At 65.2% G+C, this 24,695-nt stretch carries 26 protein-coding genes and 1 pseudogene; 18 read left to right on the plus strand and 9 right to left on the minus strand.

Features of this window, described 5'->3' with window-relative positions; translation table 11 throughout:
• Positions 1 to 33: 33 nt before the first annotated feature.
• Positions 34 to 612, minus strand: coding sequence for a GNAT family N-acetyltransferase (locus tag ACW17U_RS11445; RefSeq protein WP_492052527.1), 579 nt, complete (start codon positions 610 to 612; stop codon positions 34 to 36).
• A 323-nt stretch (positions 613 to 935) separates the two neighbouring features.
• Here ACW17U_RS11445 and ACW17U_RS11450 point away from each other — a divergent pair, with 323 nt between their 5' ends.
• From ACW17U_RS11450 to ACW17U_RS11480, 7 genes are all read left to right on the plus strand, one after another.
• Positions 936 to 2,540, plus strand: coding sequence for a flavin monoamine oxidase family protein (locus ACW17U_RS11450; RefSeq protein ID WP_492052529.1), 1,605 nt, complete (start codon positions 936 to 938; stop codon positions 2,538 to 2,540).
• A 23-nt stretch (positions 2,541 to 2,563) separates the two neighbouring features.
• Positions 2,564 to 2,962: a c-type cytochrome gene (locus ACW17U_RS11455; protein WP_492052531.1), complete on the plus strand. Its 399-nt coding sequence runs from the start codon at positions 2,564 to 2,566 to the stop codon at positions 2,960 to 2,962.
• Positions 2,963 to 2,986: 24 nt separating this feature from the next.
• A complete protein-coding gene (locus ACW17U_RS11460; RefSeq protein WP_062145242.1) occupies positions 2,987 to 3,484 on the plus strand; it encodes a RidA family protein in 498 nt (165 codons plus the stop codon).
• A 297-nt stretch (positions 3,485 to 3,781) separates the two neighbouring features.
• A complete protein-coding gene (gene purB / locus ACW17U_RS11465) occupies positions 3,782 to 5,092 on the plus strand; it encodes an adenylosuccinate lyase (protein WP_492052533.1) in 1,311 nt (436 codons plus the stop codon).
• Positions 5,093 to 5,094: 2 nt separating this feature from the next.
• Positions 5,095 to 5,835: a 2OG-Fe(II) oxygenase family protein gene (locus ACW17U_RS11470; protein ID WP_062145238.1), complete on the plus strand. Its 741-nt coding sequence runs from the start codon at positions 5,095 to 5,097 to the stop codon at positions 5,833 to 5,835.
• Entirely contained in the window at positions 5,825 to 6,328 is a 504-nt protein-coding gene (locus ACW17U_RS11475; protein WP_492052535.1) for a DNA-deoxyinosine glycosylase, read from the plus strand. Before ACW17U_RS11470 ends, ACW17U_RS11475 begins: the two co-directional genes overlap by 11 nt.
• 84 nt (positions 6,329 to 6,412) lie before the next feature.
• Complete coding sequence (locus tag ACW17U_RS11480; RefSeq protein WP_492052537.1) at positions 6,413 to 8,419, plus strand: M13 family metallopeptidase; 2,007 nt, start codon at positions 6,413 to 6,415, stop codon at positions 8,417 to 8,419.
• Positions 8,420 to 8,497: 78 nt separating this feature from the next.
• On the opposite strand, the gene ACW17U_RS11485 is transcribed toward ACW17U_RS11480, so the two are convergent.
• Complete coding sequence (locus tag ACW17U_RS11485; RefSeq protein WP_062145232.1) at positions 8,498 to 8,815, minus strand: DUF1476 domain-containing protein; 318 nt, start codon at positions 8,813 to 8,815, stop codon at positions 8,498 to 8,500.
• Positions 8,816 to 9,085: 270 nt separating this feature from the next.
• Between ACW17U_RS11485 and purC the strand changes: the two genes are divergently transcribed.
• Both purC and purS read left to right on the plus strand, forming a co-directional pair.
• Positions 9,086 to 9,844, plus strand: a complete 759-nt coding sequence (gene purC / locus ACW17U_RS11490) for a phosphoribosylaminoimidazolesuccinocarboxamide synthase (protein ID WP_062145229.1) — start codon at positions 9,086 to 9,088, stop codon at positions 9,842 to 9,844.
• Between the two features lie 180 nt (positions 9,845 to 10,024).
• Positions 10,025 to 10,264 carry a phosphoribosylformylglycinamidine synthase subunit PurS gene (purS, locus tag ACW17U_RS11495; protein ID WP_062145227.1) on the plus strand — a complete coding sequence of 80 codons (240 nt, stop codon included), beginning with the start codon at positions 10,025 to 10,027 and terminating at the stop codon, positions 10,262 to 10,264.
• A gap of 5 nt (positions 10,265 to 10,269) precedes the next feature.
• On the opposite strand, the gene ACW17U_RS11500 is transcribed toward purS, so the two are convergent.
• Positions 10,270 to 10,896 (minus strand): TetR/AcrR family transcriptional regulator, encoded by a 627-nt coding sequence (locus ACW17U_RS11500; protein ID WP_492052539.1) that lies wholly within the window; start codon positions 10,894 to 10,896, stop codon positions 10,270 to 10,272.
• An 86-nt stretch (positions 10,897 to 10,982) separates the two neighbouring features.
• On the opposite strand from ACW17U_RS11500, the gene ACW17U_RS11505 reads away from it, so the two are divergent.
• Together ACW17U_RS11505 and ACW17U_RS11510 are read left to right on the plus strand one after the other, a co-directional pair.
• Complete coding sequence (locus tag ACW17U_RS11505) at positions 10,983 to 12,257, plus strand: cytochrome P450 (protein ID WP_492052541.1); 1,275 nt, start codon at positions 10,983 to 10,985, stop codon at positions 12,255 to 12,257.
• 7 nt (positions 12,258 to 12,264) lie between these two features.
• Positions 12,265 to 12,441, plus strand: a complete 177-nt coding sequence (locus ACW17U_RS11510; RefSeq protein ID WP_492052543.1) for a rubredoxin — start codon at positions 12,265 to 12,267, stop codon at positions 12,439 to 12,441.
• Between the two features lie 330 nt (positions 12,442 to 12,771).
• Here ACW17U_RS11510 and ACW17U_RS11515 read toward each other — a convergent pair whose 3' ends face one another.
• Complete coding sequence (locus ACW17U_RS11515; RefSeq protein ID WP_492052544.1) at positions 12,772 to 13,323, minus strand: TetR/AcrR family transcriptional regulator; 552 nt, start codon at positions 13,321 to 13,323, stop codon at positions 12,772 to 12,774.
• 72 nt (positions 13,324 to 13,395) lie between these two features.
• Here ACW17U_RS11515 and ACW17U_RS11520 point away from each other — a divergent pair, with 72 nt between their 5' ends.
• Positions 13,396 to 13,788 carry an MAPEG family protein gene (locus tag ACW17U_RS11520; protein ID WP_492052545.1) on the plus strand — a complete coding sequence of 131 codons (393 nt, stop codon included), beginning with the start codon at positions 13,396 to 13,398 and terminating at the stop codon, positions 13,786 to 13,788.
• A 77-nt stretch (positions 13,789 to 13,865) separates the two neighbouring features.
• Here ACW17U_RS11520 and ACW17U_RS11525 read toward each other — a convergent pair.
• Positions 13,866 to 13,991, minus strand: a pseudogene (locus ACW17U_RS11525) (histidine kinase dimerization/phospho-acceptor domain-containing protein); the annotation flags it as partial.
• Between the two features lie 219 nt (positions 13,992 to 14,210).
• On the opposite strand from ACW17U_RS11525, the gene ACW17U_RS11530 reads away from it, so the two are divergent.
• From ACW17U_RS11530 to ACW17U_RS11540, 3 genes are all read left to right on the plus strand, one after another.
• Complete coding sequence (locus tag ACW17U_RS11530; protein ID WP_492052547.1) at positions 14,211 to 14,696, plus strand: DUF3291 domain-containing protein; 486 nt, start codon at positions 14,211 to 14,213, stop codon at positions 14,694 to 14,696.
• Between the two features lie 55 nt (positions 14,697 to 14,751).
• Positions 14,752 to 15,414, plus strand: a complete 663-nt coding sequence (gene purQ / locus ACW17U_RS11535; RefSeq protein ID WP_062145217.1) for a phosphoribosylformylglycinamidine synthase subunit PurQ — start codon at positions 14,752 to 14,754, stop codon at positions 15,412 to 15,414.
• Between the two features lie 98 nt (positions 15,415 to 15,512).
• Positions 15,513 to 17,450, plus strand: a complete 1,938-nt coding sequence (locus ACW17U_RS11540) for a CocE/NonD family hydrolase (RefSeq protein ID WP_492052549.1) — start codon at positions 15,513 to 15,515, stop codon at positions 17,448 to 17,450.
• A 63-nt stretch (positions 17,451 to 17,513) separates the two neighbouring features.
• Here ACW17U_RS11540 and ACW17U_RS11545 read toward each other — a convergent pair whose 3' ends face one another.
• Together ACW17U_RS11545 and ACW17U_RS11550 are read right to left on the minus strand one after the other, a co-directional pair.
• On the minus strand, positions 17,514 to 17,708 hold the full coding sequence (locus tag ACW17U_RS11545) for a hypothetical protein (protein ID WP_492052551.1): 195 nt from the start codon (positions 17,706 to 17,708) through the stop codon (positions 17,514 to 17,516).
• Positions 17,709 to 17,794: 86 nt separating this feature from the next.
• Positions 17,795 to 18,409 (minus strand): peptidylprolyl isomerase, encoded by a 615-nt coding sequence (locus ACW17U_RS11550; protein WP_492052553.1) that lies wholly within the window; start codon positions 18,407 to 18,409, stop codon positions 17,795 to 17,797.
• Positions 18,410 to 18,660: 251 nt separating this feature from the next.
• Between ACW17U_RS11550 and ACW17U_RS11555 the strand changes: the two genes are divergently transcribed.
• From ACW17U_RS11555 to ACW17U_RS11565, 3 genes are all read left to right on the plus strand, one after another.
• Entirely contained in the window at positions 18,661 to 18,963 is a 303-nt protein-coding gene (locus ACW17U_RS11555) for a hypothetical protein (RefSeq protein ID WP_062145211.1), read from the plus strand.
• A 63-nt stretch (positions 18,964 to 19,026) separates the two neighbouring features.
• The gene (gene purL, locus ACW17U_RS11560; protein WP_492052554.1) at positions 19,027 to 21,237 is read left to right on the plus strand and encodes a phosphoribosylformylglycinamidine synthase subunit PurL; all 2,211 of its coding nucleotides are present in this window, start codon (positions 19,027 to 19,029) and stop codon (positions 21,235 to 21,237) included.
• 49 nt (positions 21,238 to 21,286) lie between these two features.
• Positions 21,287 to 22,090: a DUF3313 family protein gene (locus ACW17U_RS11565; RefSeq protein ID WP_492052556.1), complete on the plus strand. Its 804-nt coding sequence runs from the start codon at positions 21,287 to 21,289 to the stop codon at positions 22,088 to 22,090.
• Between the two features lie 24 nt (positions 22,091 to 22,114).
• Here ACW17U_RS11565 and ACW17U_RS11570 read toward each other — a convergent pair whose 3' ends face one another.
• Both ACW17U_RS11570 and ACW17U_RS11575 read right to left on the minus strand, forming a co-directional pair.
• Positions 22,115 to 22,693 carry a fasciclin domain-containing protein gene (locus ACW17U_RS11570; RefSeq protein ID WP_492052558.1) on the minus strand — a complete coding sequence of 193 codons (579 nt, stop codon included), beginning with the start codon at positions 22,691 to 22,693 and terminating at the stop codon, positions 22,115 to 22,117.
• Positions 22,694 to 22,809: 116 nt separating this feature from the next.
• A complete protein-coding gene (locus tag ACW17U_RS11575; RefSeq protein ID WP_492052560.1) occupies positions 22,810 to 24,648 on the minus strand; it encodes a PAS domain-containing hybrid sensor histidine kinase/response regulator in 1,839 nt (612 codons plus the stop codon).
• Between the last annotated feature and the right edge of the window lie 47 nt (positions 24,649 to 24,695).

Here is a 24,695-nt window from a genome sequence, read left to right on the forward strand (position 1 = left end):
AGGGCCAGGCGAAAGCCTGGCCCTTTTCGCATGTCATCGCTTCAGAGTGATCGGCAGGGCCTTGCCCATCCGGATCAGCGGCACGGCATAACCGCTGGAGGTCATGGCCGAGAACGGCTCGATGTCTTCATAGCCACAGGCGCGATACAGCGGCTCGCCCCCCAGGGTCGCCGCCAGTTCGCAGCGCCTGAACCCTTCCGCCGCAGCTGCCGCCTCGCAGGCCTCCAGGACCAGTCGCCCGACGCCCTTCCGGGTGTGGTCGGGGTGGGTGTACATAGCCCGGACCCGGGCGGCATCGGTCGCCGGATCGAGCAGGGCCGCATCGCGTCCGGCCGAATGATCGCCGCCGAACAGGGTCGCCCGCCGGCTCCAGCCGCCGCAGCCCGCGACCGCGATACCCCCGTCGTCGCCAGGGACCTCCACGACAAAATAGGTGCCGTCGGCGATCAACTGGCTGTCGAGACCCATGATCTCAAACGATGCCTTCACACCCTCTTCCGGCAGGAACGGCGTGAGAAGGTCGCTGATCGCGGCATTCATCAGGGCCGAGAGCACCGGCATATCCACCGGATGCGCCAGGCGGAGACGAAGGGCGGCGGCAGGCTCGGTCATGGCGGTCTCCTCTGGCAGGCTGCGCGCCTTTTGATGCGTCGCCTCCGACGGGACGGAAGCCTGATTCCGCCTCGATCCCGCTCCCCTTCGCCACACGCCCACGGTTCGCACAGGGGGTGCCCAAGGTGCCCAAGGGCGGAGCATCTGGCCGTGATCTAACATGTCAGATCATCCGGCGTCTGAAATCCGGTTGCGCCCAAGCCCCTGAAATCTCGAGATGCAGGAGACTTTGGTCAGGGCGCGATCGACCGAAGGGACGAAGGGTGTATCGTCACCGCGATGCACGCGTTTTCTGCGTCGGCTTATTTGAGTGGCGGACTGGCATGACGACGACTGTAGGCCTGGCGACAGGCGAAGTACTCACGCGGCGGCGGTTCTTTGAGGGCCTGGCCGCCGTGGGCGGGATCTCCCTGGCGCTGTCGGGCATGGACGCCCTGGGCTTTGGCATGGCCTCGGCCAGCGAGCTGCCACCGGCCCTGACCGGCGACGCCAAGGGTACCAAGGTCGTCATCCTCGGCGCAGGCCTGGCCGGCATGACCGCCGCCTATGAACTCTCAAAAGCCGGATACCAGGTGCAGATCCTGGAGGCGCGGGCCTTCGCCGGCGGACGCTGCCAGACGGCGCGCAAGGGCTTCCAGCATACCGACCTGCTCGGCCACAAGCAGACCTGCGAGTTCGACGAGGGCCTCTACATCAATCACGGACCCTGGCGGATTCCGTACCATCACCGCTCGACCCTGCATTACACCAAGCTGTTCGGCGTGCTGCTGGAAAGCTTCGTCAACGACAATGACGCCGCCTATGTCTATTTCGAGAAGGGCTCGGGCCCGCTGAAGGGCAAGCCGGTCCGCAAGGGCGAGCTCGCTGCAGACGCCCGCGGCTATGCGGCCGAACTGATCGCCAAGGCCGCCAGCAAGGGTGAACTCGACGCCGCCCTGACCCCGGCCGACCGCGACACCTTCATCGCCTACATGATCAATGAGGGCCGTCTGTCGCCCAAGGATCTGGCCTATACGGGCACCGAGGGCCGGGGGTTCTCGGTGCAGCCGGGGGCAGGCGTCGATCCTGGGCCGGGCAAGGAGCTTGAGCCCTTCACCTTCAAGGACGTGCTCGACAGCAAGGCCTGGCGCGTCCTGACCTCGGTCACCGGCTATGAGCAGCAGCGCACCATGCTGCAGCCGATCGGCGGCATGGACCAGATCGCCAAGGGCTTCGAAAAGCACGTCGGCTCGATGATCCGCTATTCGACGGTCGTCCAGAAGATCAAGCAGAACGGCAAGGGCGTAAAGGTCGCCTACAAGGACGCCTTCGGCGAAACCGGCGAGATCGAGGCGGACTACTGCGTCTGCACCATCCCGCTGAGCGTGCTCAAGCAGATCGACATCGACGTTTCCAAGCCGTTCAAGGCGGCGATGGAAAGCGTGGCCTATGCGCCGGTCAACAAGATCGGCCTGCAGATGAAGACCCGGTTCTGGGAAGAGAACCATCACATCTATGGCGGTCACATCTATAACGACATGCCAGGGATCGGGACGATCACCCTGCCCTCCACAGGCTGGCAGGGCCAGAAGGGCGTGCTGCTGGGCTACTACAATTTCGGCGGCGAAGCGGCCCGGATCAGCGCCAAGTCTCCGACGGCCCGCGCCGAGTTCGCCGTGGCCGGCGGCCAGAAGATCTTTCCGGAATATGCGGCCAGTTTCGAGAACGCCTTTTCATTCTGCTGGCACCTGGCCGAGTTCAATCTCGGCGGCTGGGCCGAATGGGGCGAGGCGGGGCGGCGCGACGCCTATCCGGTTCTGTGCGAACCCGACGGTCGGCTCTATCTCGCCGGCGAACACCTCAGCTACCTTGGCGGTTGGCAGGCTGGAGCCATCGAGTCGGCCTGGCAGCAGATCGCCAAGATTCACGCCCGCGTACAGCAGGCCTGAGACCCGAGGACCCGAGAACCCTGATGACGCTTGCTTCCCGTTTCGCCCTGCTGAGCCTGCTGGCCGCCGGCGCCGCGCCGACCCTGGCCTCCGCCGCTCCGCCGCCCAAGTCGCTCTACGAAGACAATTGCTCGGCCTGCCATCAGGTGACCGGCAAGGGCATCAAGGGTGCCTTCCCGGCCCTGACCGCCTCGCCCCTGGTCAATGGCCCCGCAGCACCCCTGGTCACCACAGTGCTGAATGGCCGGGCCGGCATGCCTGCCTTCAAGGATGACCTCAGCGACGCCGATCTGGCCGGCATCATCACCTATGTGCGCGCCTCGTGGGGCAACAAGGGCACGCCGGTGAGCGCCGCCGACGTCGCGTCTATCCGCGCCAGAGCCAGGGCCGCCCAGACGGCCCGCGGCCTGCAAGCCCACTGATCGTTCCCCCTGAAGGAGAAGACCATGACCCGCCTTGCCACCCTCACCGCCGGCGTCCTTCTGGCGACCGCTCTCGCCGGAGCCGCCTCCGCCCAGGACATCGTCCGCGGCGGCGACCCCAAGTCGGCCATTGCCAGCGTCGTTACGGTGCCGGCCGGCTATGACATGATCTATGTCAGCGGCATGGTCCCGCCGATGCTCGACCCCAAGGGCGACCCCGCCCTGACCGCCACGTTCGGCGACACCAAGACCCAGACCCTGGGCGTGCTGAAGCGCATCGAGGACGCGCTGAAGACGCAGGGCGCGACCATGGGCGATGTCGTGATGATGCGCGTCCTGCTGGTCGGCGATCCCGCCAAGGGCGGCAAGATGGACTTCGCCGGCATGATGGAGGCCTACAAGACCCTGTTCGGCACGGCCGAACAGCCCAACAAGCCTTCGCGGATCACCAGCCAGGTCGCCGGCCTCGTCGCAGGCGGCATGCTGGTCGAGATCGAGGTCCAGGCGGCCCGCAAGAAATAGGGCAGCGCCCGTTTCCATTCCCGCCTGCGATATTGCAGATGGATCAGGGGGAGACCGGCCCAGGCCGGTCTCCCTCTTTTTTTGGCCAGACCACGAGAGACGGCGATCTTTCGGAGACAGTTTTATGACAACGTTGTCAAACGGTCATGACGGGTCTATAGGGAGCATGCCCTTCCAGGGCGTTTCCTCCCAATGACTCGGCCGCCTTCTTCTCCTGGGAGGCGGCCGTCTTTTTGTCCGGCCTGCGCCGGCCATGATGCTTGACTCAAGCGACGGTCCGGCCGAAACGCCCGGTCCATGATCAGCCGCTATGCCCGCCCCGAAGCCGCCGCCATCTGGTCCAGCCAGACCAAGTACAAGATCTGGTTCGAGATCGAGGCCCACGCCGCCGATGCCATGGCCGAACTTGGGGTCATTCCCAAGCTGTCGGCCGAGACGATCTGGGAAAAGGGCCGCGACGCGATCTGGGACAGCGACCGCATCGACGAGATCGAGCGCGTCACCAAGCATGACGTCATCGCCTTCCTGACCCATGTGTCGGAAATCGTCGGCCCGGAAGCCCGCTTCCTGCACCAGGGCATGACCAGCAGCGACGTTCTGGACACCTGTTTCGCCGTGCAGCTGTCGCGCTCCACCGATCTGCTGATCGAGGGCGTCGACCTGCTTCTGGCCGCCCTGAAGCGCCGGGCGCTGGAACACAAGATGACGGTCTGCGTCGGTCGCAGCCACGGCATCCACGCCGAGCCAGTCACCTTCGGCCTCAAGCTGGCCGGCTACTATGCCGAGTTCCAGCGCGCCAAGGAGCGCCTGGCGATGGCCAGGTTCGAGATCGCCACCTGCGCGATTTCGGGCGCCGTCGGCACCTTCGCCAATGTCGATCCGCGCGTCGAAGAACATGTCGCCAAGATGATGGGCCTGACGGTTGAACCGGTCTCGACCCAGGTCATCCCCCGCGACCGTCACGCGGCCTATTTCTGCGCCCTGGGCGTGGTGGCCTCGTCAATCGAGCGTCTGGCCACGGAAATCCGCCACCTGCAGCGCACCGAGGTGCTGGAAGCCGAAGAGCCGTTCGAGGTCGGCCAAAAAGGGTCGAGTGCGATGCCGCACAAGCGCAATCCGATCCTGACCGAAAACCTGACCGGCCTGGCCCGTCTGGTCCGCTCGGCCGTGACCCCTGCCCTGGAGAACGTCGCCCTCTGGCATGAGCGCGACATCAGCCACTCGTCGGTTGAGCGCGGCATCGGTCCGGACGCCACGGTCCACCTCGACTTCGCCCTGCGCCGCATGGCCGGCGTCATCGAGCGCTTCAACATCTATCCCGAGAACATGGCCAAGAACCTCGACAAGCTCGGGGGCCTGGTGTTCTCGCAGCGGGTCATGCTGGCCCTGACGCAGGAGGGCGTCAGCCGGGAAGACGCCTATGCCGCCGTGCAGGGCAACTCGATGAAGGTGTGGCGCGGCGAGGGCAGGTTCATCGACTTCCTCAAGGCCGACCCGGTGGTCTCCAAGGCGCTGTCGGATGCGGTTCTCGAGGAACTGTTCGACTACGGCTACCATACCAAGAACGTCGACGTGATCTTCCGGCGCGTCTTCGGCGAACAGGGCTGAGCATGAGCGAGGCCCCGGTCCTCCGCCTCAATCCGGCGCTGGATCCGGCAGCCTTCGCACAGGTCTATGCGCGCGAGGGTCTGGTGCGCATTCCCGATGTGTTCGAGCCGGCGGTCGTCGACCGCCTGGCCGGCATTCTGGAACAGACCCTCGACTGGGACGTCATCTGTTCGAACGAGACGGGCGGGGCCGAGATCCTCAGCCGGGCCCGCCGCGCCGAACTCGGGGCCGACGCCGTGGCCGCCCGCTTCCATGCCGCCACCCTTCGGGCCCGCACCGGGTTTGCCTACATCTATCTGGGCTATCCGATGATCAACGCCTTCGTCGAAGGCCGCGACCCGGGCCACCCGATTCACGCCCTGACGGCGTTCCTCAACAGCCCCGAATTCATCGCCTTCGGCGCGGCTGTTACCGGCGAGACCGCCATCACCAAGGTGGATGCCCAGGCGACGCTTTATCGCCCGGCCGACTTCCTGACCCTGCATGACGACACCGGGGTGGGCGAACGGCTGGCGGCCTATACCTTGGGCCTGACCCGCCAGTGGCGGCCCGACTGGGGCGGCCAGCTGCTGTTTCACGATGACGCCGGCGACGTCGAACGCGGCTTCGCGCCGGCCTTCAATGTGCTGACCCTGTTCAAGGTGCCGCGCAAACACTCGGTGGCCCCCGTCGCCCCCTATGCCGGCGCGCCGCGCCTGACCGTCACCGGCTGGCTGCGGAACGACCCGCCCAATGGTCGCTGAGCGTAAAAGAAGCTTCCCGCCGGTCGTCGATGCAAACACCCGCGTCCTGATCCTGGGCAGCCTGCCGGGCGAGGCCTCACTGGCGGCTGGCCAGTACTATGCCAATCCGCGCAATGCCTTCTGGCGGCTGCTCGAAGGGGTGCTCGACACGCCCCTGGTCGCTCGCCCCTATGCGGACCGGCTGTCTGCCCTGCGCGCGCACGGTGTCGGCCTGTGGGATGTCGTCGCGGAGGCCGAGCGGCGCGGCAGCCTGGATGCCGCGATCCTCAATCCCCGCGCCAATGACCTGCAGGCCCTGGTCGAGTCCCTGCCGGCCCTGCGGGCTGTCGCCTTCAACGGCGGGACAGCCGCGAAACTGGGACGCCGCCTGCTGGCGAGCCTGGCCGACAGGGTCGCGCTCATCACCCTGCCCTCTTCCAGTCCGGCCCATGCGGCGCAGAGCTTCGAAGACAAGGCCCTGGCCTGGAACACCCTGCGCGTCCGCCTCGCCTGAGCGGCGGAACATTACAACCTTTTCAGCTGCCTTCCGGCCCGGCCTGGTGCAGCGTCTCGCCTTCTTGGGGAGAGACTTCCAATCATGCGTATCCTTCTGCTGGCCGCGACCTCCGCGATCGCCATGTCCGTCGCCGCCTCGGCCCTGGCCGCCGAACCCGCCAAACCGATGTACGGAGCCTGGGGCGTCGACCTCTCGGCGCGCGACACCACCGTCTCGCCCGGCACCGACTTCAACAAGCACGCCAATGGCACCTGGGAGGCCAGGACCCAGATTCCCGCCGACCAGGCCGCAGCCGGTGTCGGCTATGACGTCTTCAACCGTTCGCAGGAGCAACTGCGCACCCTGATTGAAACGGCCGATGCCTCGACGCAGATCGGTGGCCTGTACAAGAGCTTCAACAACGAGGCCCAGGTCGAGGCCATCGACGATAAGCCGCTGAAGGCGGATCTCGCCAAGATCGCGGCCCTGGGCAGCAAGACCGACTTCGCCCTGGCCATGGGCCGCGCCCACGGCGGCTTTGGCGCGGATATCTTCTCGCTGGACATCTATCCCGACGCCAAGACCCCGGAGATCAACACGATCTATGTCGGCCAGTCAGGCCTGGGGCTGCCCGACCGCGACTACTATCTGACCGACGCCTTCAAGCCGCAGCTGGCGGCCTATACCGCCTTCATCGAGCGCGCCCTGACGATGGCCGGCTATGCCAACCCCGCCAAACTGGCCGCCGATGTCGTCGCCTTCGAGACCGCGATCGCCAAGGCCAGCTGGGCCGTCGCCGACCGTCGCGACATCGACAAGATCTACAACCCCACCTCCATCGCCGATCTGAAGACCTATGCACCGAACTTTCCGTGGTCGGACTATCTGACCGCAGCGGGCATGCCGGGCCTGACCAAGGTGGTGCTGGGCGAGAAAACCGCCGTTCGCGACATCGCCAAGGTCTATGACGAGACCCCGCTCGAGACCCTGAAGGCCTGGCAGGCTTTCCATCTCGTTGAGGAGGCTTCGCCCTACCTGTCCAAGCGCTTCGTCGACAGCCGGTTCGAATATGTGAAGGTCCTCAGCGGTCAGTCCGCCCTGCGCCCGCGCTGGAAGCGTGGTGTCGGTCTGGTCGACAGCACCGTCGGCGAAGTCGTCGGTCAGACCTATGTGGCCAAGTACTTCCCGCCCTCGTCCAAGGCCCAGATGGTCGAACTGATCGCCAATCTGAAGACGGCCATGGCCAAGCGCATCGAGCAGGCCCCCTGGATGTCACCGGCCACCAAGGCCGAGGCCCAGACCAAGCTCTCCAAGATGAAGGTCATGGTCGGCTATCCCGACAAGTGGCGCGACTATTCGGGCCTGAAGATCGACGTCGCCGACCTCTACGGCAATGTCTCGCGCAGCCGGGCTTTCGAGTGGGCCTATAGCCTGAACGACCTGGGCAAGCCCGTCGATGCCGGCAAGTGGGCCATGACGCCCCAGACGGTCAATGCCTACAATGGCGGTCTCGAGAACAAGATCGTCTTCCCGGCCGGCATTCTGCAGGCGCCCTATTTCGATCCGGCCGCCGACCCGGCCGTGAACTATGGTGCCATCGGCGCGGTGATCGGCCATGAGATCAGCCATGGCTTTGACGACCAGGGCCGCAAGATCGACGCCAAGGGGGCCCTGCGCGACTGGTGGACGCCCGAGGACTCCAAGCGCTTCGAGGCCCAGGCCGAGATCCTGGGCAAGCAGTACGACCAGTACGAGCCGGTTCCGGGCGCCAAGATCAACGGCAAGCTGACCATGGGCGAGAACATCGCCGACCTGGCCGGCCTGCAGGTCGCCATCGACGCCTATCACGCCTCGCTGAAGGGCAAGCCGGCCCCGGTGATCGACGGCATGACCGGCGACCAGCGGCTGTTCCTGGCCTTCGCCCAGGCCTGGCAGTCCAAGGAGCGGGACGACTCGCTCAAGCAGCAGATGGCCTCCGACCCGCACTCGCCCTCGAGCTTCCGGGTGGTGGGTCCGACCCGCAATGTCGACGCCTGGTATGCAGCCTTCGGGGTGAAGCCCGGCGAGGCCTATTACCTGGCTCCGGAGGCCCGTTCGCGGGTCTGGTAGGCCCTCGGCCCTGCAGCCAAAAGAAAAGGGCCGCCCCGAGGGGCGGCCCTTGTACTTTCGGCCTGGGCCCCGACGAGCTTAGGCACCGGCCTTGATCTGCTCGCGGGCCTGGGCCAGCAGTTCGTCCATCTTCATGCGCACTTCGGATTCGGACACCGAGACACCGGAACCCTTGAGGTCGCCGGCAACCTTGCGCAGCACGTCGTCATCGCCCGGCTGCTCAAAGTCGGACTTCACAACGGCGCGGGCATATTCCTCAGCGGTTTCCAGGCCCATCAGGCCGGCCGCCCATTCGCCCAGCAGGCGGTTGCGGCGGGCCGTAGCCTTGAACTCCAGGTCCTGGTCCAGAACGAACTTGCGTTCGAAACCCTGTTCGCGATCGTCAAAGGTGGTCATGAAGGCCCCAATAGCATGTCAGGCGGCTGTCTATCCCGGGACGGGCCAAGCCGCAATCGGCGGATACGCCGCAGTGTCCGGTTTAACCCCGTCAACCTGAACGGCCCCTGACCCCGCGTTTGCGCGGCAGCCCTCATTCAGATAAGTTCAGACTGACATTTTCAGTGAGCGGCCTTGAGTCGAACGCCGCGCGCAGCTATCCGGCCGCGCGCGCTTTTCGTTTCTTCGACGGGGCACCGTTTTACATCCAGAAGGGCCTCGACGAGAGCCATGACCACCCGCCGCAAGAAGATCTACGAAGGCAAGGCCAAGATCCTGTACGAGGGTCCCGAACCCGGCACCCTGATCCAGTACTTCAAGGATGACGCCACCGCCTTCAACGGCGAGAAGAAGGCCCAGCTGGAAGGCAAGGGCGTGATCAACAACCGGATCAGCGAGTACATCATGACTCGCCTGAACGGCATCGGCGTCCAGAACCACTTCATCCGCCGGCTGAACCTGCGCGAGCAGCTGATCAAGGAAGTCGAGATCATTCCGCTCGAAGTGGTGGTGCGCAACATCGCCGCCGGTTCGATCGCCACGCGCCTGGGCCTGACCGAAGGCCAGCCCCTGCCGCGCTCGATCATCGAGTTCTACTACAAGGAAGACAAGCTCAACGACCCGATGGTGTCGGAAGAGCACATCACCGCCTTCAACTGGGCCGCAACCCAGGAGATCGACGACATGATGGCCATGGCCCTGCGGGTGAACGACTATCTGTCGGGCCTGTTCAGCGGCGTCGGCATCACCCTGGTCGACTTCAAGATCGAGTTTGGCCGCATCTATGAAGGCGACTTCAGCCGCGTGATCCTGGCTGACGAGATCAGCCCCGACAGCTGCCGCCTGTGGGACAGCCAGACCAACGAGAAGCTGGACAAGGACCGCTTCCGTCGCGATCTGGGCAATGTCATCGAGAGCTATACCGAGGTGGCGCGCCGCCTGGGTATCATGAAGGAAATGCCCACCGTCATTCAGGGCGGCATGCACTAGCCCACAGGACCCTTCTCCCGGAGGGAGAAGGAGGGGCCCGCGCCGCTGGCGTGGGAGGATGAGGGGTCAAACCCTCTCCGGTTGGCCCCGTAACCCCTCACCCTCCCATGCTGGACATGGGTGCATTTCCCTCCCCTTGGCCTCTCCCCAAGGAAGAGGGTCGAAGAAGGTCGAACCGCGATGAAAGCCAAGGTCCAAGTCTTCCTCAAGCCCGGCGTCCTCGACGTCCAGGGTAAGGCCGTCGAAGCCGCCCTGCACGGCCTGGGCTGGTCCGACGTCCAGAACGTCCGCGTCGGCCGCACCATTGAGTTCGACGTGGCCGACGGCGACGCCGACAAGGCCAGGGCCGAGGTCAAGTCGATGTGCGACAAGCTGCTCGCCAATACGGTGATCGAGAGCTACGCCATCGAGGTCGGCTAGACCGATCAGGCGGCAAAGCTGCTCCTGAGCGTTTCCAGGCTGGTTTCTCGGATCGGGTCAAGATCCAGATCCGGATCCACCAGCTTCTGGGTACTCAGGCCCAGCAGCAGGGCCCCGACCATCAGGGCGGCCGAGTCGGCATTGAATCCGGGTCGGATCACCCCCTCGGCCTGGCCGCGCAGGAACAGGGCCTCAAGCCGGATCTCGACGTCCTTGTGAGCGGCGGCGAATGGCCCGCGCAGGTCCGAGATCTCGGCCACGGCCCCGGACATCATCATGAAATAGGCGCGCATCTCGCCATCCTCCGCCAGGTTTCGGAGATAGATGTCCACAAAGCCCAGGATCGCCTCCAGCCCATTGGCAGACTCCAGCTGACGATCGGTCAGCAGGTGCTGCAACCGCGCCTGAAGCCGCGCGATCAGGGCCTCGATCAGCCCCTGTTTCGAGCCGAACCTCTGGGTGACCAGGCCCCGGCTATAGCCCGCCCTCGCCCCGATATTCTCGAAGGTCGCTGCCGCCATGCCGCGTTCGACGATCAGCTCGGCGGCCGCCCGCAGGAGCTCGCTCTCCGACTGCTGGCGGCGGTCGGACTGGCTGCGACGAGCGGCAGGAACCTTAAGGGTCGAAGTCATCTTGCGCAGACTATTTATTTGTTGGACAACTAGCAAATAAGAAGGGCGGTCGCGAACTGGCCACCGGAGGAGTCAGGACCCTACGCATGACCATTCCCGTCGAGATCGCCAACACCATTATCGACCCGAAGGCCTATGCCGACGGCGACCGCATCGACCAGGCCTTCGCCCGACTGCGGCGCGAAAGCCCGCTGGAGGTGGCCCAGCCCGATGGTTTCGACCCCTTCTGGGTGGTCACCCGCCATGCCGACATCCTTGAGGTCGAGCGCCAGAACGAACTGTTCCACAACGGCGACCGCTCGACCATCGTCACCACCATCGAGGCCGACAAGAAGGTGCGCGAGATGATGGGCGGCTCGCCCCATCTGGTGCGCTCCCTGGTCCAGATGGATAATCCGGACCATTTCGCCTATCGCCGCGTGACCCAGGGCTCGCTGCTGCCGCAGAACCTGCGGACACTGGAGGCGCGGATCCGCGAGATTGCCCGCGGCTTCGTCGATCGCATGGCCCAGCAGGGCGACCGCTGCGACTTCGCCCGCGACGTGGCCTTTCTCTACCCGCTGCACGTGATCATGGAGGTCCTCGGCGTGCCCGAGGCCGATGAGCCGCGCATGCTGAAACTGACCCAGGAGCTGTTCGGCAATGCCGATCCCGACCTGAACCGCGAGGGCAAGGTCGTGACCGACATCAGCGCCGGCATCGACAGCCTGCAATCGGTGGTCATGGACTTCATGATGTATTTCAATGCCATGACCGAGGACCGCCGGGCCAATCCGCGCGAGGACCTGGCCAGCATCATCGCCAATGGCAAGATCGACGGCCAGCCGATGGGCCATCTGGAGGCCATGAGCTACTACATCATCGCCGCCACGGCCGGCCATGACACCACCTCCTCGACCACCGCCGGCGCGCTGTGGGCCCTGGCCGAGAACCCCGACCAGTTCGCCCGGGTCAAGGCCGACCCCAGCCTGATCCCGGGCCTGGTCGAGGAATCGATCCGCTGGGTCACGCCGGTGAAGCACTTCATGCGCACCGCCACGGCCGATGCCGAACTGGCCGGCCGCAAGATCGCCAAGGGCGACTGGCTGATGCTGTCCTATCCCTCGGGCAACCGCGACGAGGCGGTGTTCGAGGACCCGTTCAGCTTCAGGATCGACCGTACGCCCAACAAGCACGTCGCCTTCGGCTACGGAGCCCATGTCTGCCTTGGCCAGCACCTGGCGCGGATGGAGATGCGGGTGCTGTGGGAGGAACTGTTCGCCCGCCTCGACAGTGTCGAACTGGACGGCACGCCCACCCGCATGACCGCCAACTTCGTCTGCGGCCCCAAGTCGGTGCCGATCCGCTTCAAGATGAACTGAGGCGACGATGAGCGAACCCTTCAAGGTCTGGCAGTGCCGAACCTGTGGCTACATCTATGACGAGACCGAGGGTGATCCGGGCGAAGGCCTGGCCCCGGGCACCCGGTGGGCGGACATCCCTGCCCACTGGATCTGCCCCCTGTGCGGTACGCCGAAATCGGACTTCGACATGATCGAGCTCTGAGGGCGACGTCCCTGGATCTCTCCGTCATTCCCGCCCTCACCTGAGGAGGATGGAGCGTGACGGGAATAGCCGAGCGCCAGTGCCGCAAGCGGACGTCGCCAAGGTCTGTGAAGGGTGGGAAGCGGACTTTGCCTACGGGTTGGCGATTGAGGCCAGAGCGTACTGAAGGTCGATTTCAACCCTGGTTATTTGGCCGCTTACCTTATGAATATCCTAGGCGCCGCCCGCCACGCAGCTCTGTAGGAATTGGAGGGGAGGTTCTGCGTGCCCGATCCGCTTGAGAGTGAACGCCTAGCGGCGCTGGAATGGCTGGAGGTCCTGACCTGCGGATCATGGCCAAGTCAGGATCAATTTCTGAATCAGCGCTGAATTTAGAGGGCGCTCGTCGGGCGAAACCGGTAACCCGAAAGCGACCTCGCCGATGAAAGCGTAATAGACAAGCCGCGCACGCACTCTTGCATGCATTTCTGGGACCCCGGCCGCGGCGATCAGGCTCTGAATGTGCGCTAGCCTCGCACGGTCGATCCGCTCAACGGCCTGGCGCGCGCGCATATCGGAGGCTGCCCACCGTCGCATCGCCTCTTCGAGGCGGACGTCTAGGCGCCCGACCAAGATGGTTAGAAGTTCCAGCCGCTCTAGCGGCTCCGCGATGGCGGAATCGACTCTCTCAATAACCGTCTGGGTCTGACGATGCTCCCACGCCTCAATGACGCGAACCAGGAGGTCTTCCCGCTTCCGAAAGTGCCAGTAGAAGCTTCCCTTAGAGATGCCCAGACGGAGCGCGAGCCGCTCCACCCGGACATCATCGATACCCCCCTCGGAAAGCGCCTCGAGCGCCACGCGCACCCAGTCATCGGAAGATAGCCTCGGCTCCATCTTCATCCCATACGGTAGCGTATTGACGGGTTCAAGTTGCCCGTCTACCCCACCATACGGCATCGTATGGAGGGGTTTATGAACAATGTGGCGGTTGGCTGCACTGCAGCTCTTGGCTTTCTTTTGTTTGGACTGGGCTGGCCTGTTTCAGGCGTTCGGTTCTTCAAAAAGCGGTTTTCCGGCTACGAAACAGACCCTTCTGACCTGTTATTCAAGGTAGTCCGAGCCCATGGGAACACGGCAGAATATGCACCGTTCTTAGCAATTCTATTCCTCTATCTCGGCGCTCGCCATGCGGAGCCGTGGGTGATGTGGACCATGATCGCAGCGACGGCTTGTCGATATCTTCTCGTCATTGGCATGATCGCATTTCCAACCCTCGCGAAGCCGAACCCAGTCCGGTTTGTCGGAGCGGCGGGAACCTATTGTTGCGGACTGGCGCTGTGCTACGCCGCTCTGCGGACGTTGTAGGACGTCCGTTTCAATTCGAGGTCGAGAGGCGTCCCCGCGACCAGCTCTCGCTAGGGCCGTCCAAGAGCGTCTCGATGCATGGCCTGGACCATACCGAGCACCCCGTTCAAGGGCGTGCAGATCTCGTGGCTCATGGTCGCAAGGAACTCGCCCTTGGCGCGGTTCGCCGTCTCGGCCGCCTCCAGCGCCTCCTGCTGCGCTTTCGCTGGCGTCGCGCTGATCCTCGAAGGAGTCGCCCTGGCAGAGGGGAAGAGACCTGTCGGGGCGGTTAGTTAAGGGCTGCTTTGGGTCGAAGTCTACCATCGCCACCCTGCCGACAACCGGACCTTCAGACCGTCACTGCCCGCCGGTTGACACCCGCCCCCAGGGCGGGAACCTCTGGTCAGCCTGGCCGTGAGGACCGAGCGGAAGGGAGACCGTCGATGAGCGCCAAGTTCCACCTGGCCGAGATCAATATCGGACGCCTGAAGGCCCCGATCGATGATCCGCTGATCAGGGACTTCGCCGACAACCTCGACCGGATAAACGCCCTGGCCGAGGCCTCACCCGGCTTCGTGTGGCGGCTCACGGGCGAGGGGAACAATGCCACGGACCTGGCGATTGACGACGATCCGCTGCTGATCCCGAACCTGTCGGTCTGGACCGATATCGCCGCGCTCGGGGCCTTCGTCTATCGCAGCGGCCATGTCGCGCTCATGCGCCGCCGCCACGAGTGGTTCGAGGCGCACCAGGACTCAATGGCCCTGTGGTGGGTCCCGGACGGCCACAGGCCGACCCTGGCCGAGGCCCTGGAACGGTTGGCGCAGCTGGCGGCCCACGGGCCGGGCCCGGCGGCCTTCACCTTCAGGACGCCCTTCCCGGCCCCGACCGGCCAGGCAGATGCGCCTGTTCCGGACGAATGCGTCTGAGTTTCCGGTCGCGCGGGACTGACATCCTGCCCGAACGCTGCTAAGAGCCCGCGCCATGAAAGCCGCCGTCATCGTCTTCCCCGGGTCCAACTGCGACCGCGATTGCAAGGTTGCCATCGAGCGCTCGGCCGGAGCCCGCGTCGAGATGGTCTGGCACCAGGAAACGGCCCTGCCGGATGACCTGGACCTGATCGTCCTGCCCGGCGGCTTCTCCTATGGCGACTATCTGCGCTGCGGGGCCATGGCCGCCCAGAGCCCGGTCATGAAAGAGGTCGTCAAGGCCGCCGACAGCGGCATGGCCGTGGTCGGCATCTGCAACGGCTTCCAGGTACTGTGCGAGGCGGGTCTGCTGCCCGGGGCCCTGCTGCGCAACGAGAAGCTGAAATACATCTGCAAGCCGGTGGCGCTCGACATCGTCAACAGCCAGACCCGCTTCACCGCCGAGTTCGGCGAGCAGCGCGAGGCGGTGATGACCGTCGGCAACGGCGAGGGCAATTTCTTCGCCGACGAAGAGACGCTGAACCGCATCGAGGGCGAAGGCCAGGTGGTGTTCCGCTACAAGGACAACCCCAACGGCTCGGCCCGCGACATTGCCGGTATCGTCAATGCCAAGGGCAATGTCCTGGGCCTGATGCCCCACCCCGACCGGTCGTTTGACGCCGACCTGGGCTCGGAAGACGGCGCGATCCTGTTCCGCAGCGTGTTTGCCAGCGCCTGAGTACCCTTCTCCCGCAAGGGGAGAAGGACGAGAAGTCGCAACACCATAGCCCCCCGCCCAAACCGCTCCTAAGGTGCCTGCCTCTTCAGGAGCGCACCATGAGTCTCGTCACCCCCCTGCGCGCGGGGCTTCTGGCCGCCGTCGCGACCATCGCCCTCGCCGCCCAGGCCACCGCCCAGACTCCGGCCCTGACGCCGGACATCGACGGCAAGTATGTCGCCGCCAAGGTCGGCTATGACTACGACAAGCGGGTGGTGATGATCCCCATGCGCGACGGGACCAGGCTCTACACCGTCATCGTGATCCCCAAGGGCGGCAAGAGCCTGCCGATCATCATGACCCGCACGCCCTACAACGCCGCCAAGCGGGCCTCGCGCAACGAGAGCCCACGGATGATCTCGACCCTGCCCCAGGGCGACGAGCCGTTCGTGGCTGACGGCGGCTATATCCGCGTCTTCCAGGACGTGCGCGGCAAGTATGGTTCGGAAGGCGACTATGTGATGACCCGGCCGCTGAAGGGGCCGCTCAATTCCTCCGAGGTCGATCACTCGACCGACGCCTATGACACCATCGACTGGCTGGTGAAGAACGTGCCCGAGACCAACGGCAAGGTCGGGATGATGGGCAGTTCCTATGAGGGCTTCACCGTGGTGATGGCCCTGGTCAATCCGCACCCGGCCCTGAAGGTGGCCGCGCCGATGAGCCCGATGATCGACGGCTGGATGGGCGACGACTGGTTTCACCACGGCGCGTTCCGGCAGATCAATTTCGACTTCTTCGCCAGCCAGACCACGGCGCGCGGCGCGGCCGATGACGTGACCCGTCCCGGCTATGACGACTATGAGACCTTCCGCCGCGCGGGCTCGGCCGGCGACTACGCCAGGCTGAACGGTCTGGACGGCCTGCCCTGGTGGAAGAAGCTGGTCGAAAACACGGCCTATACGCCCTTCTGGAGCGAGCAGGCTCTCGACAAGACCATGGCCAAGACGCCGCTCAAGGTGCCGGTCATGTGGATCCAGGGCCTGTGGGACCAGGAAGACATGTGGGGCGGCGTCCACGCCTATGCCGCTACCGAGCCCAAGGACACCGCCAACGACAAGAGCTTCCTGGTGCTGGGCCCCTGGCGGCACAGCCAGGTCAATTATGACGGCTACAATCTGGGTCCGTTCAAGTGGGAGGGCGACACCGCCCTGCAGTTCCGGCGCGACACCCTCAAGCCCTTCTTCGACCAGTATCTGAAGGACGGTGCGCCCAAGGCCGACACGCCGCCGGTGCTGATCTACAATACCGGGGCCAAGCACTGGGACCGCTTCAAGACCTGGCCCCTGGCCTGCGAGAGCAACTGCCAGAGCACGTCAAAGCCGCTGTATCTGGCAGCCGGCGGCGGCCTGTCCTTCACCGCTCCGGCGGCGGCCAAGGGCGCGGCGGCCTTTGACGAATATGTCTCCGATCCGGCCAAGCCCGTACCTTACGTACCGCGCCCGGTGCGCTTCGCCGACGGCGACCGCTGGAAAACGTGGCTGGTTACCGACCAGCGCGCCTTCGCCGACCGCACCGATGTGCTGACCTACACGACCGAGCCTCTGGACAAGCCCGTGACCATCGCCGGCGTGCCCAAGGTCAATCTGATCGCCTCGACCAGCGGCTCCGACAGTGACTGGGTGGTCAAGCTGATCGACGTCTATCCCGACGAGGTTCCCAGCCAGCCCGAACTGGGCGGCTACCAGCTGGCCGTCGGCATGGACATCTTCCGGGGACGGTATCGCGAGAGTTTCAGCGATCCCAAGGCGATCAAGCCCAATGCGCCGCTGAAGTACCAGTTCATCCTGCCGACCGCCAACCACACCTTCCTGCCGGGGCACCGGATCATGGTCCAGGTGCAGTCCAGCTGGTTCCCGCTCTATGATCGCAACCCGCAGACCTTCACGCCCAATATCCTGCTGGCCAAGCCGGCCGACTATGTGAAGGCCACCCAGCGGGTGTTCCGTGCCGGCGACACGGCCAGCTTCATCGAGCTGCCGGTCGTCGAGAAGTAAGACCCATGACAAAGGGCCGGCGACAGATCGCCGGCCCTTCCTCATTTCTCGGTCGCCTGACCCTCAGCGGTCAGTGCGATGGGCACCGTCAGGCTTGACCTGACCGGTCTGATCCTTGCGGTCGCTCTTGTCCGCCTGACCGCCCGGGTTATGGCCTGCTTCTTCAGGCTTGGGCTGGGCCTGCTTCTGCTGTTGGCCGGGGGCCGGGCGGGCCGGATCGGCCTGTTGCTGCTCAGGCTTGCGATTATTGTCAGCCATCGACGTTCACTCCTTGGCACTGCGCGCATGGGGCGCACGGAGAAACAACGTCGGCAGGGGTGTGGCGTTCCTCAGGCAGAGCTGCCTTAGTTGCGGCCAAGCTTCTGAATTTTCACGGGATCTGCAATGATCTGACCCTTCATATAGGGATCGCCGGCGGTACTGACGGTCGGCGCCTTGTGGATGGCCCGCACCACGTCCATGCCCGCGATGACCCGGCCAAAGGCTGCGAACCCCTGGCCATCCGGATTGCGCGCCCCGCCGAAGTCGAGGGCCGGATTGTCACCGATACAGATAAAGAACTCCGCGCCGGCCGTGCCCGGGGCATCACGAGCCATCGAGATCACCCCGTCCACATGCCGCAGGCCGGTCTGGCGGGTGGTTTCATGGGCGATGGCCGGCAGCGGGCTGTCATCGCGGTTCAGCCCGCCCTGGATCACGCTGATGGTTGCCGGGTTGTTGTCGTTCCAGGGTCCGACGGTGCGATAGAAGCTGCCGCCGTCGAGGAAGTGCTGGTCGGCATAGGCGAGGAAGTTGGCGACGGTGATCGGGGCCCTGTCGGGATAGAGTTCAATGACGATGTCGCCCCGTCCAGTCGCCAGCCTTACCTGAACCGGACCCGGGGCCGCGGCCCCAAGCGGCGCGACCAGCAGGGCGACCAGGAGGCGGCGGCGGTCGATTTCTGCTGTCGGTCCGGGCATGGCGGGTGAACCTCTGTGGGCGGGGCGGGTTTTCCCGGCATGACCATGTTCGCCCGCTTCGCCCCGGGGTTTCAAGCCGGACAGTCGCCTGTCTGGACCTGCACAGCCGACCAAGCTCGCTCCGAGAGGGAGAGTGGTGGAAAGTGGCGCGCGTCGCGTCACTTAGTGGTCTCGAACAAGAAGCGACGATCTCAGGGCCGTGCCTCCGCGCGGAAACCGAAATCCGTCGACGACCTCGAGCGGACGAGACCATGAGCACACCTGAACCCGTCAGCGGCGTCCCTGTCTGGGCCCGCAAGCGCCGCAAGCCCGGCAATCCGCTGGTCAATGTGGTCGTGGTTCCGCTGTGCCTGCTCGGCGCTTTGACGGCGGGGTTGGCGTTCCAGCAGAAGTCGTTCGCCGGGGCTGGAGCCCGGATGGACAGCTGGATCGCCATCGCCCACAAGCAGACCACGGCGGCCCTTGACGATCTGTCCGGCAAGCCGGCCAAGGTCAGTGCGCCGGATGCGATGGAGGAAGTCCCCGCCGGCAAGTCGGGTCGCATAGGCGGATAATCCGGCCACTAACCGGTCCTCGCCGGTGGCGGAATCCGTGGTAGCGCGCTAGAACGCGCCCCCATGAGCACCTCCTCCACGCCCTCCGCAAAGTCCATGGCCGAGATGGCCCGCGAATTCGGCCTCAACGCCGAGGAATATGCCGTCGTTCTCGACCGCCTGGGCCGCGAGCCCAATCTGGTCGAGCTGGGCGTGTTCTCAGTGATGTGGAGCGAGCACTGCTCGTACAAGTCCTCCAAGAACCAGCTGAAAAAGTTCCCGATCAGCGGCCCGCGCGTGATCTGTGGACCGGGCGAGAACGCCGGCGTCATCGACATCGGCGATGGCGACGCGATCATCTTCAAGATGGAGAGCCACAACCACCCCTCCTACATCGAGCCCTATCAGGGCGCGGCGACGGGTGTCGGCGGCATCATGCGCGACGTCTTCACCATGGGCGCGCGCCCCATCGCCCTGCTGAACGCCCTGCGCTTTGGTGACCCCAGCCATCCGAAGACCAAGCGACTGGTCGACGGCGTCGTGGCCGGCATCGCCGGCTACGGCAACTGCGTGGGCGTGCCGACGGTCGCGGGCGAGACCAACTTCCACAAGGGCTACAACGGCAACATCCTGGTCAACGCCATGTGTGTGGGTCACGCCGAGGCCGACAAGATCTTCTATTCCGCCGCCCCGGGCGCGGGCCTGGCCGTGGTCTATTTCGGCTCCAAGACCGGCCGCGACGGCATCCACGGCGCGACCATGTCCTCGGCCGAATTCTCGGAAGACTCCGAGGAAAAGCGCCCCACCGTCCAGGTCGGCGACCCCTTTGCCGAAAAGCTGCTGATCGAGGCCACCCTGGAGCTGATGGCCACCGGCGCCGTCGCCGCCATCCAGGACATGGGCGCCGCAGGCCTGACCTCCTCCTCGGTCGAGATGGCCGGCAAGGGCGGGGTCGGCATCGAGCTGAACATGGACATGGTGCCCCAGCGCGAAACCGGCATGAGCGCATATGAGATGATGCTCTCGGAAAGCCAGGAGCGGATGCTGGCGGTGCTCAAGCCCGGCCGCGAGCACGAAGGCCACGCCATCTTCGAAAAATGGGGTCTGGACGCGGCCGTCATTGGCTACACCACCGACACCGGCCGCCTGGTGCTGAAGCATCACGGCAAAACCGTCTGCGACGTGCCGCTGGCACCGCTGTTCGACGATGCACCGCTTTACGACCGTCCGTGGGTCCAGCCGACCCTGCACCCGCGCCTTGATCCCGGCCAGGTGCCCGCCCCCGCTGACTGGACCGCCGCCGTGCTCAAGGTCGTCGGCAGCCCCGACATGGCCTCCAAGCGCTGGCTGTGGGAGCAGTATGACCGCCACGTGATGGCCGACACCCTGGAAGACAGCGCCACAGGCTGCGACGCCGGCATCGTCCGCATCCACGGCAAGGGCAAGGCCATCGCCGTGACCAGCGACGTCACCCCGCGCTATGTCCAGAACGACCCCTATGAGGGCGGCAAGCAGGCTGTGGCCGAAGCCTGGCGCAACCTGACCGCCGCCGGCTCGCTGCCGATCGCCATCACCGACAACCTGAATTTCGGCAGCCCCGAAAAGCCCGAAACCATGGGCCAGATCGTCCGCGCCACCGACGGCATGGCCGAGGCCTGCCGGGCGCTCGACTTCCCGGTCGTGAGCGGCAATGTCTCGCTCTACAACGAGACCAACGGCGTCGCCATTCCGCCGACCCCGACCGTCGGTGCCGTGGGCCTGCTCGAGGACTATGACCTGCGCATGGGCTTCGGCAATGTAGCCGAAGGCGACACCCTGATCCTGATCGGCGAAACCCAGGGCGAACTGGGCGCGTCGATCTATCTGCGCGAAATCCTGGGCCGCGAAGACGGTGCCCCGCCGCCGGTCGACCTCGCGGCCGAGCGCAAGCACGGCGACTTCGTCCGCGCCCTGATCCCCACCGGCCTGGTGGCCGGCCTGCACGACCTGTCAGACGGTGGCCTGCTGATCGCGGCGGCCGACGTGGCCCTGGCCAGCAAGGTCGGGATCACCCTGAACGCCTCCAGCCAGACCAATGCCCACCCCTATCTGTTCGGCGAGGACCAGGCCCGCTACCTGATTGCCACCCCGGACCCCGAGGCGGTTCTGGCAGCGGCCAAGGAGGCCGGCATCCATGCCTGCCAGGCGGGCGTGGCCGGCGGCGACGCCTTCGGCTCGAAGGATCTGTTCTCGATACCCCTGCAAACCCTGCGCGATGCCCACGAGGCCTGGCTGCCGGGATTCATGGCGAGCTGAGCTGAGCTGCGCCACGTCCCGGCCACGATTGCCCGCGAGAAGTCAGCTCATGATGAAACGTCTGACGCCCATACTGGCCGTTATCGGCCTGCCCCTGGCCCTGGCCGCCTGTGCCACGGCCGCACCGGAGCGTTCGGGGTTCCTGAGCGGCTATGACAGCCTGCAGGCACCGGAACGGGGCGGTCGAGCCAAGGTCCGGCAGTTTCAGGACCTGCCCGCCCTTCAGACCGTCCAGCGGATCTCGCTGACGCCGGCGATCCTGTCAGACGGTGCCGATCAGCGCTCTCCCCTCACCCCGGTCGAGCGGGACGCCGTTTTGCGCGAGGTGGATGCACAGCTCTGTTTTGAACTGTCCAAGCGCTATGAGATCGTGCCGACCGACAAGGCCGATGCCGAGGTCCGCGCGGCTGTGACCTGGTTCGAGCCGACGGGCCGGTTCGCCTCGGCAGCCTCGGCCGCGTCCGGCTTCTTCATTCCCGGCCCGATCGGGCTCCGCGCGCCCGGGACCCTGGGCGGTTTGGGCGTCGAGGCGGAAATGCGCACGGACGGCGGCAAGCGTCAGGTCGCCGCCCTGGCCTGGGCCCGCCGCGCCATGGCTGTCGGCACCGATGATCCGTCCCTGTCGCGCCTGGGTGACGCCCTGCAGTTTGCCGAACCCTTCGCGGACGCTGCGGCCTCGGTGATGAGCCCCAAGGACCGCAAGCGCCTGAAGATCGACTCCAAGACCGACCCCTGCAAGGCCTATGGCGACCGCTTCCAGCCCGGGGGCCTGGCCGCCCGGATGATCACCAATCTTTACGTGCCGGATTCAAGGGACGGCGCGGCCACCAAGGCCCCGCCGCCCAAGAACTAGAGCTGTTTCAGGCCAAGGCCGGCATCAGGGCATCAGTACGGTGTCGATGACGTGGATCACGCCATTGGACTGCAGCACGTCCGCCACGGTGATATTGGACACCCCGCCCTTGGCGTCGGTGATCGTCCAGCCGTGATGGCCCTTGGCGATGGTGATCGGCTCACCCTGGACGGTGGTCAGAACGGCCTTGCCGCCGCCCGCCATGGCCTTGGCGGCGATGTCGGCTGCGGTCAGCCGGCCTGCGACGACGTGATAGGTCAGGATGGTGGTCAGGGTGGTCTTGTTCTCAGGCTTGACCAGGGTCTCGACCGTGCCGGCCGGCAATTTGGCAAAGGCGGCATTGGTGGGCGCGAACACCGTGAACGGGCCGGGGCTGGACAGCGTCTCGACCAGACCGGCGGCCTTGACGGCAGCAACCAGGGTGGTGTGATCCTTGGAATTGACGGCATTTTCGATAATATTACGGCTCGGATACATGGCCGCACCACCGACCATCACAGTTTTTCCATGATGAGCGCCGTGGTGATCCATCGCCGCCATAGCAGTTCCGGCGCAGGACATCGAAAGCACGCCAGCAAAGGCGAGCAGTGTGGACTTCTTCATTAGATCGTCTCCGGGGAAGTTTACTGGTCCGTTGCTGGGACAAGCGGAGTTACGGCCGTGCTGAACGCCCGGATGCGACCGTTGACGAAAAATCTGTGTGACAGCTCAGGCGGTGACTAGACCGCCATGGCTCCGGCATGTTCGCGCCCGGACCAGCGCGCGACGGTTTCCAGCAGCTTGGTCGGATTGATCGGCTTGCCCAGGTGATCATCCATGCCGGCCGCGATGCAGTTGGCGACCTGTTCGGGCAGGACATTGGCGGTCATGGCGACAATCGGCGTGCGTGATCCCGGCATGTCGGTCATGGCCCGGATCCGGCGCGTGGCGGTCAGGCCATCCATCCCCGGCATCTGGACATCCATAAGCACCAGATCAAAGCTGCCCTGACGCATGGCCTCGACGCCCGCAACACCGTCATTGGCGGTTTCGATCGTGATGCCGAAGGGTTCGAGCATGGTGCGGATCAACTCGCGATTGACCGCATTGTCCTCGACCAGCAGCAGGTGGAGGGACTGATCCGAATCCGGCGGGGCGGGGTCTTCCCTGGGCGCTTCCGGCACCAGGTCACAGAGCGGAGCCCGGATTTCAAACCAGAAGCGCGACCCCTCGCCCTCGCGGCTATAGACGCCGATATCGCCGCCCATCTGCTCGATGATGCGGCGGGAAATGGCCAGGCCCAGACCCGTGCCGCCGAACCGACGCGACACCGCCGCATCGGCCTGTGAAAAGCGCTCAAACACGCCATCCAGCTGGTGGCTGGCGATACCGATACCGGTATCGCGCACCTCGATGCGCAGCATCCCCTGTTCGCCGTCCAGTCGCTGATCGACCACGACGGTGACCCGGCCGCTATTGGTGAACTTCACCGCATTGGACAGGAAGTTCAGCAAAACCTGGGTCAGACGCGGTGCATCGGCCTGCATGGCTTGCACATCGTCCGGTGCCACGACCTCCAGGATCAGGCCCTTGGCCCCGGCCTGTCCTTCAATCAGGGCGGCACAGGAGGCGACCATCTCGCGGGGGTCAAAGGGTTGCGGATCCAGCTCGACCCCGCCGGCTTCGAGCCGTGAAAAGTCCAGCACGTCATTGACGACATTGAGCAGGGTATTGCTGGCGTCCTGGATCAGGCCCACATGGCGCGCATCGCGCTCGGACAGGGTGGTCGACCCCTTCAGCACGCCGGCGAAACCGATGATGGCGTTCAGCGGGGTGCGAAGTTCGTGAGTCATGTTGGCCAGGAAGTCGGACTTCGCCGCCACCGCCAACTGGGCCAGCCCCAACGCCCGGGTCAGCTCCAGTTCCAGCTTTTTGCGCTCCGTGACGTCGCGCGTCGTAACCAGCAGCTCCCGCTCAGCGCCGGCCACGCGCTTATAGGTGCTTTCGAACCAGATCGGCGTGCCGTCCTTGCGGGCACTTTCGTACTCATAGATCTTCGACTCGCCGCCCGGCACCAGGGTGCGCACCAGCGCCTGGACATGGGCATAGTCCTCGGGGCTGGTCATGGCTTCAGGCGGCAAGGTCAGCCACTCCTCGACCGTAAAGCCGGTCAAGCGCTCGATCGACGGTGACATGTAGAGTCGCTCGCCGGTCTTGGACCACAGATTGATGTTGTCGGTCAGGTTCTCTGACAACAGGCGATAGAGGCGATCGCTTTCCCGTAACCGCTCCAGGGCGTCTTCGGCTTCGGCCCGCCGACGTTCCGCCTCCTCGATGGCCTGCTGCTTGCCGGCCAGACTGTTCGAGAGGTCGGACCGCAACCTGATCAGGCCCTGCTGCTGCTGGGTCAGGTAAAAGGCCAGTGGCGTCGTAATCAGGCACGAGATGATAACGGTAGAAACGGGCGAGAATTCGGCTGCGCCAGGCACAATCAGGATGTTGATGACATAGTCGAGCGCCGTGGCGGCACCGACAACGGCCGCCACTATCCAGATGGTCCTGATGATCGTGTCGCGCATCATTGACCGTTCGATTGCGGCGAATCCTCTTCGAACTCGAGCGTGCA

Source organism: Caulobacter sp. AVps16, from assembly GCF_058681455.1.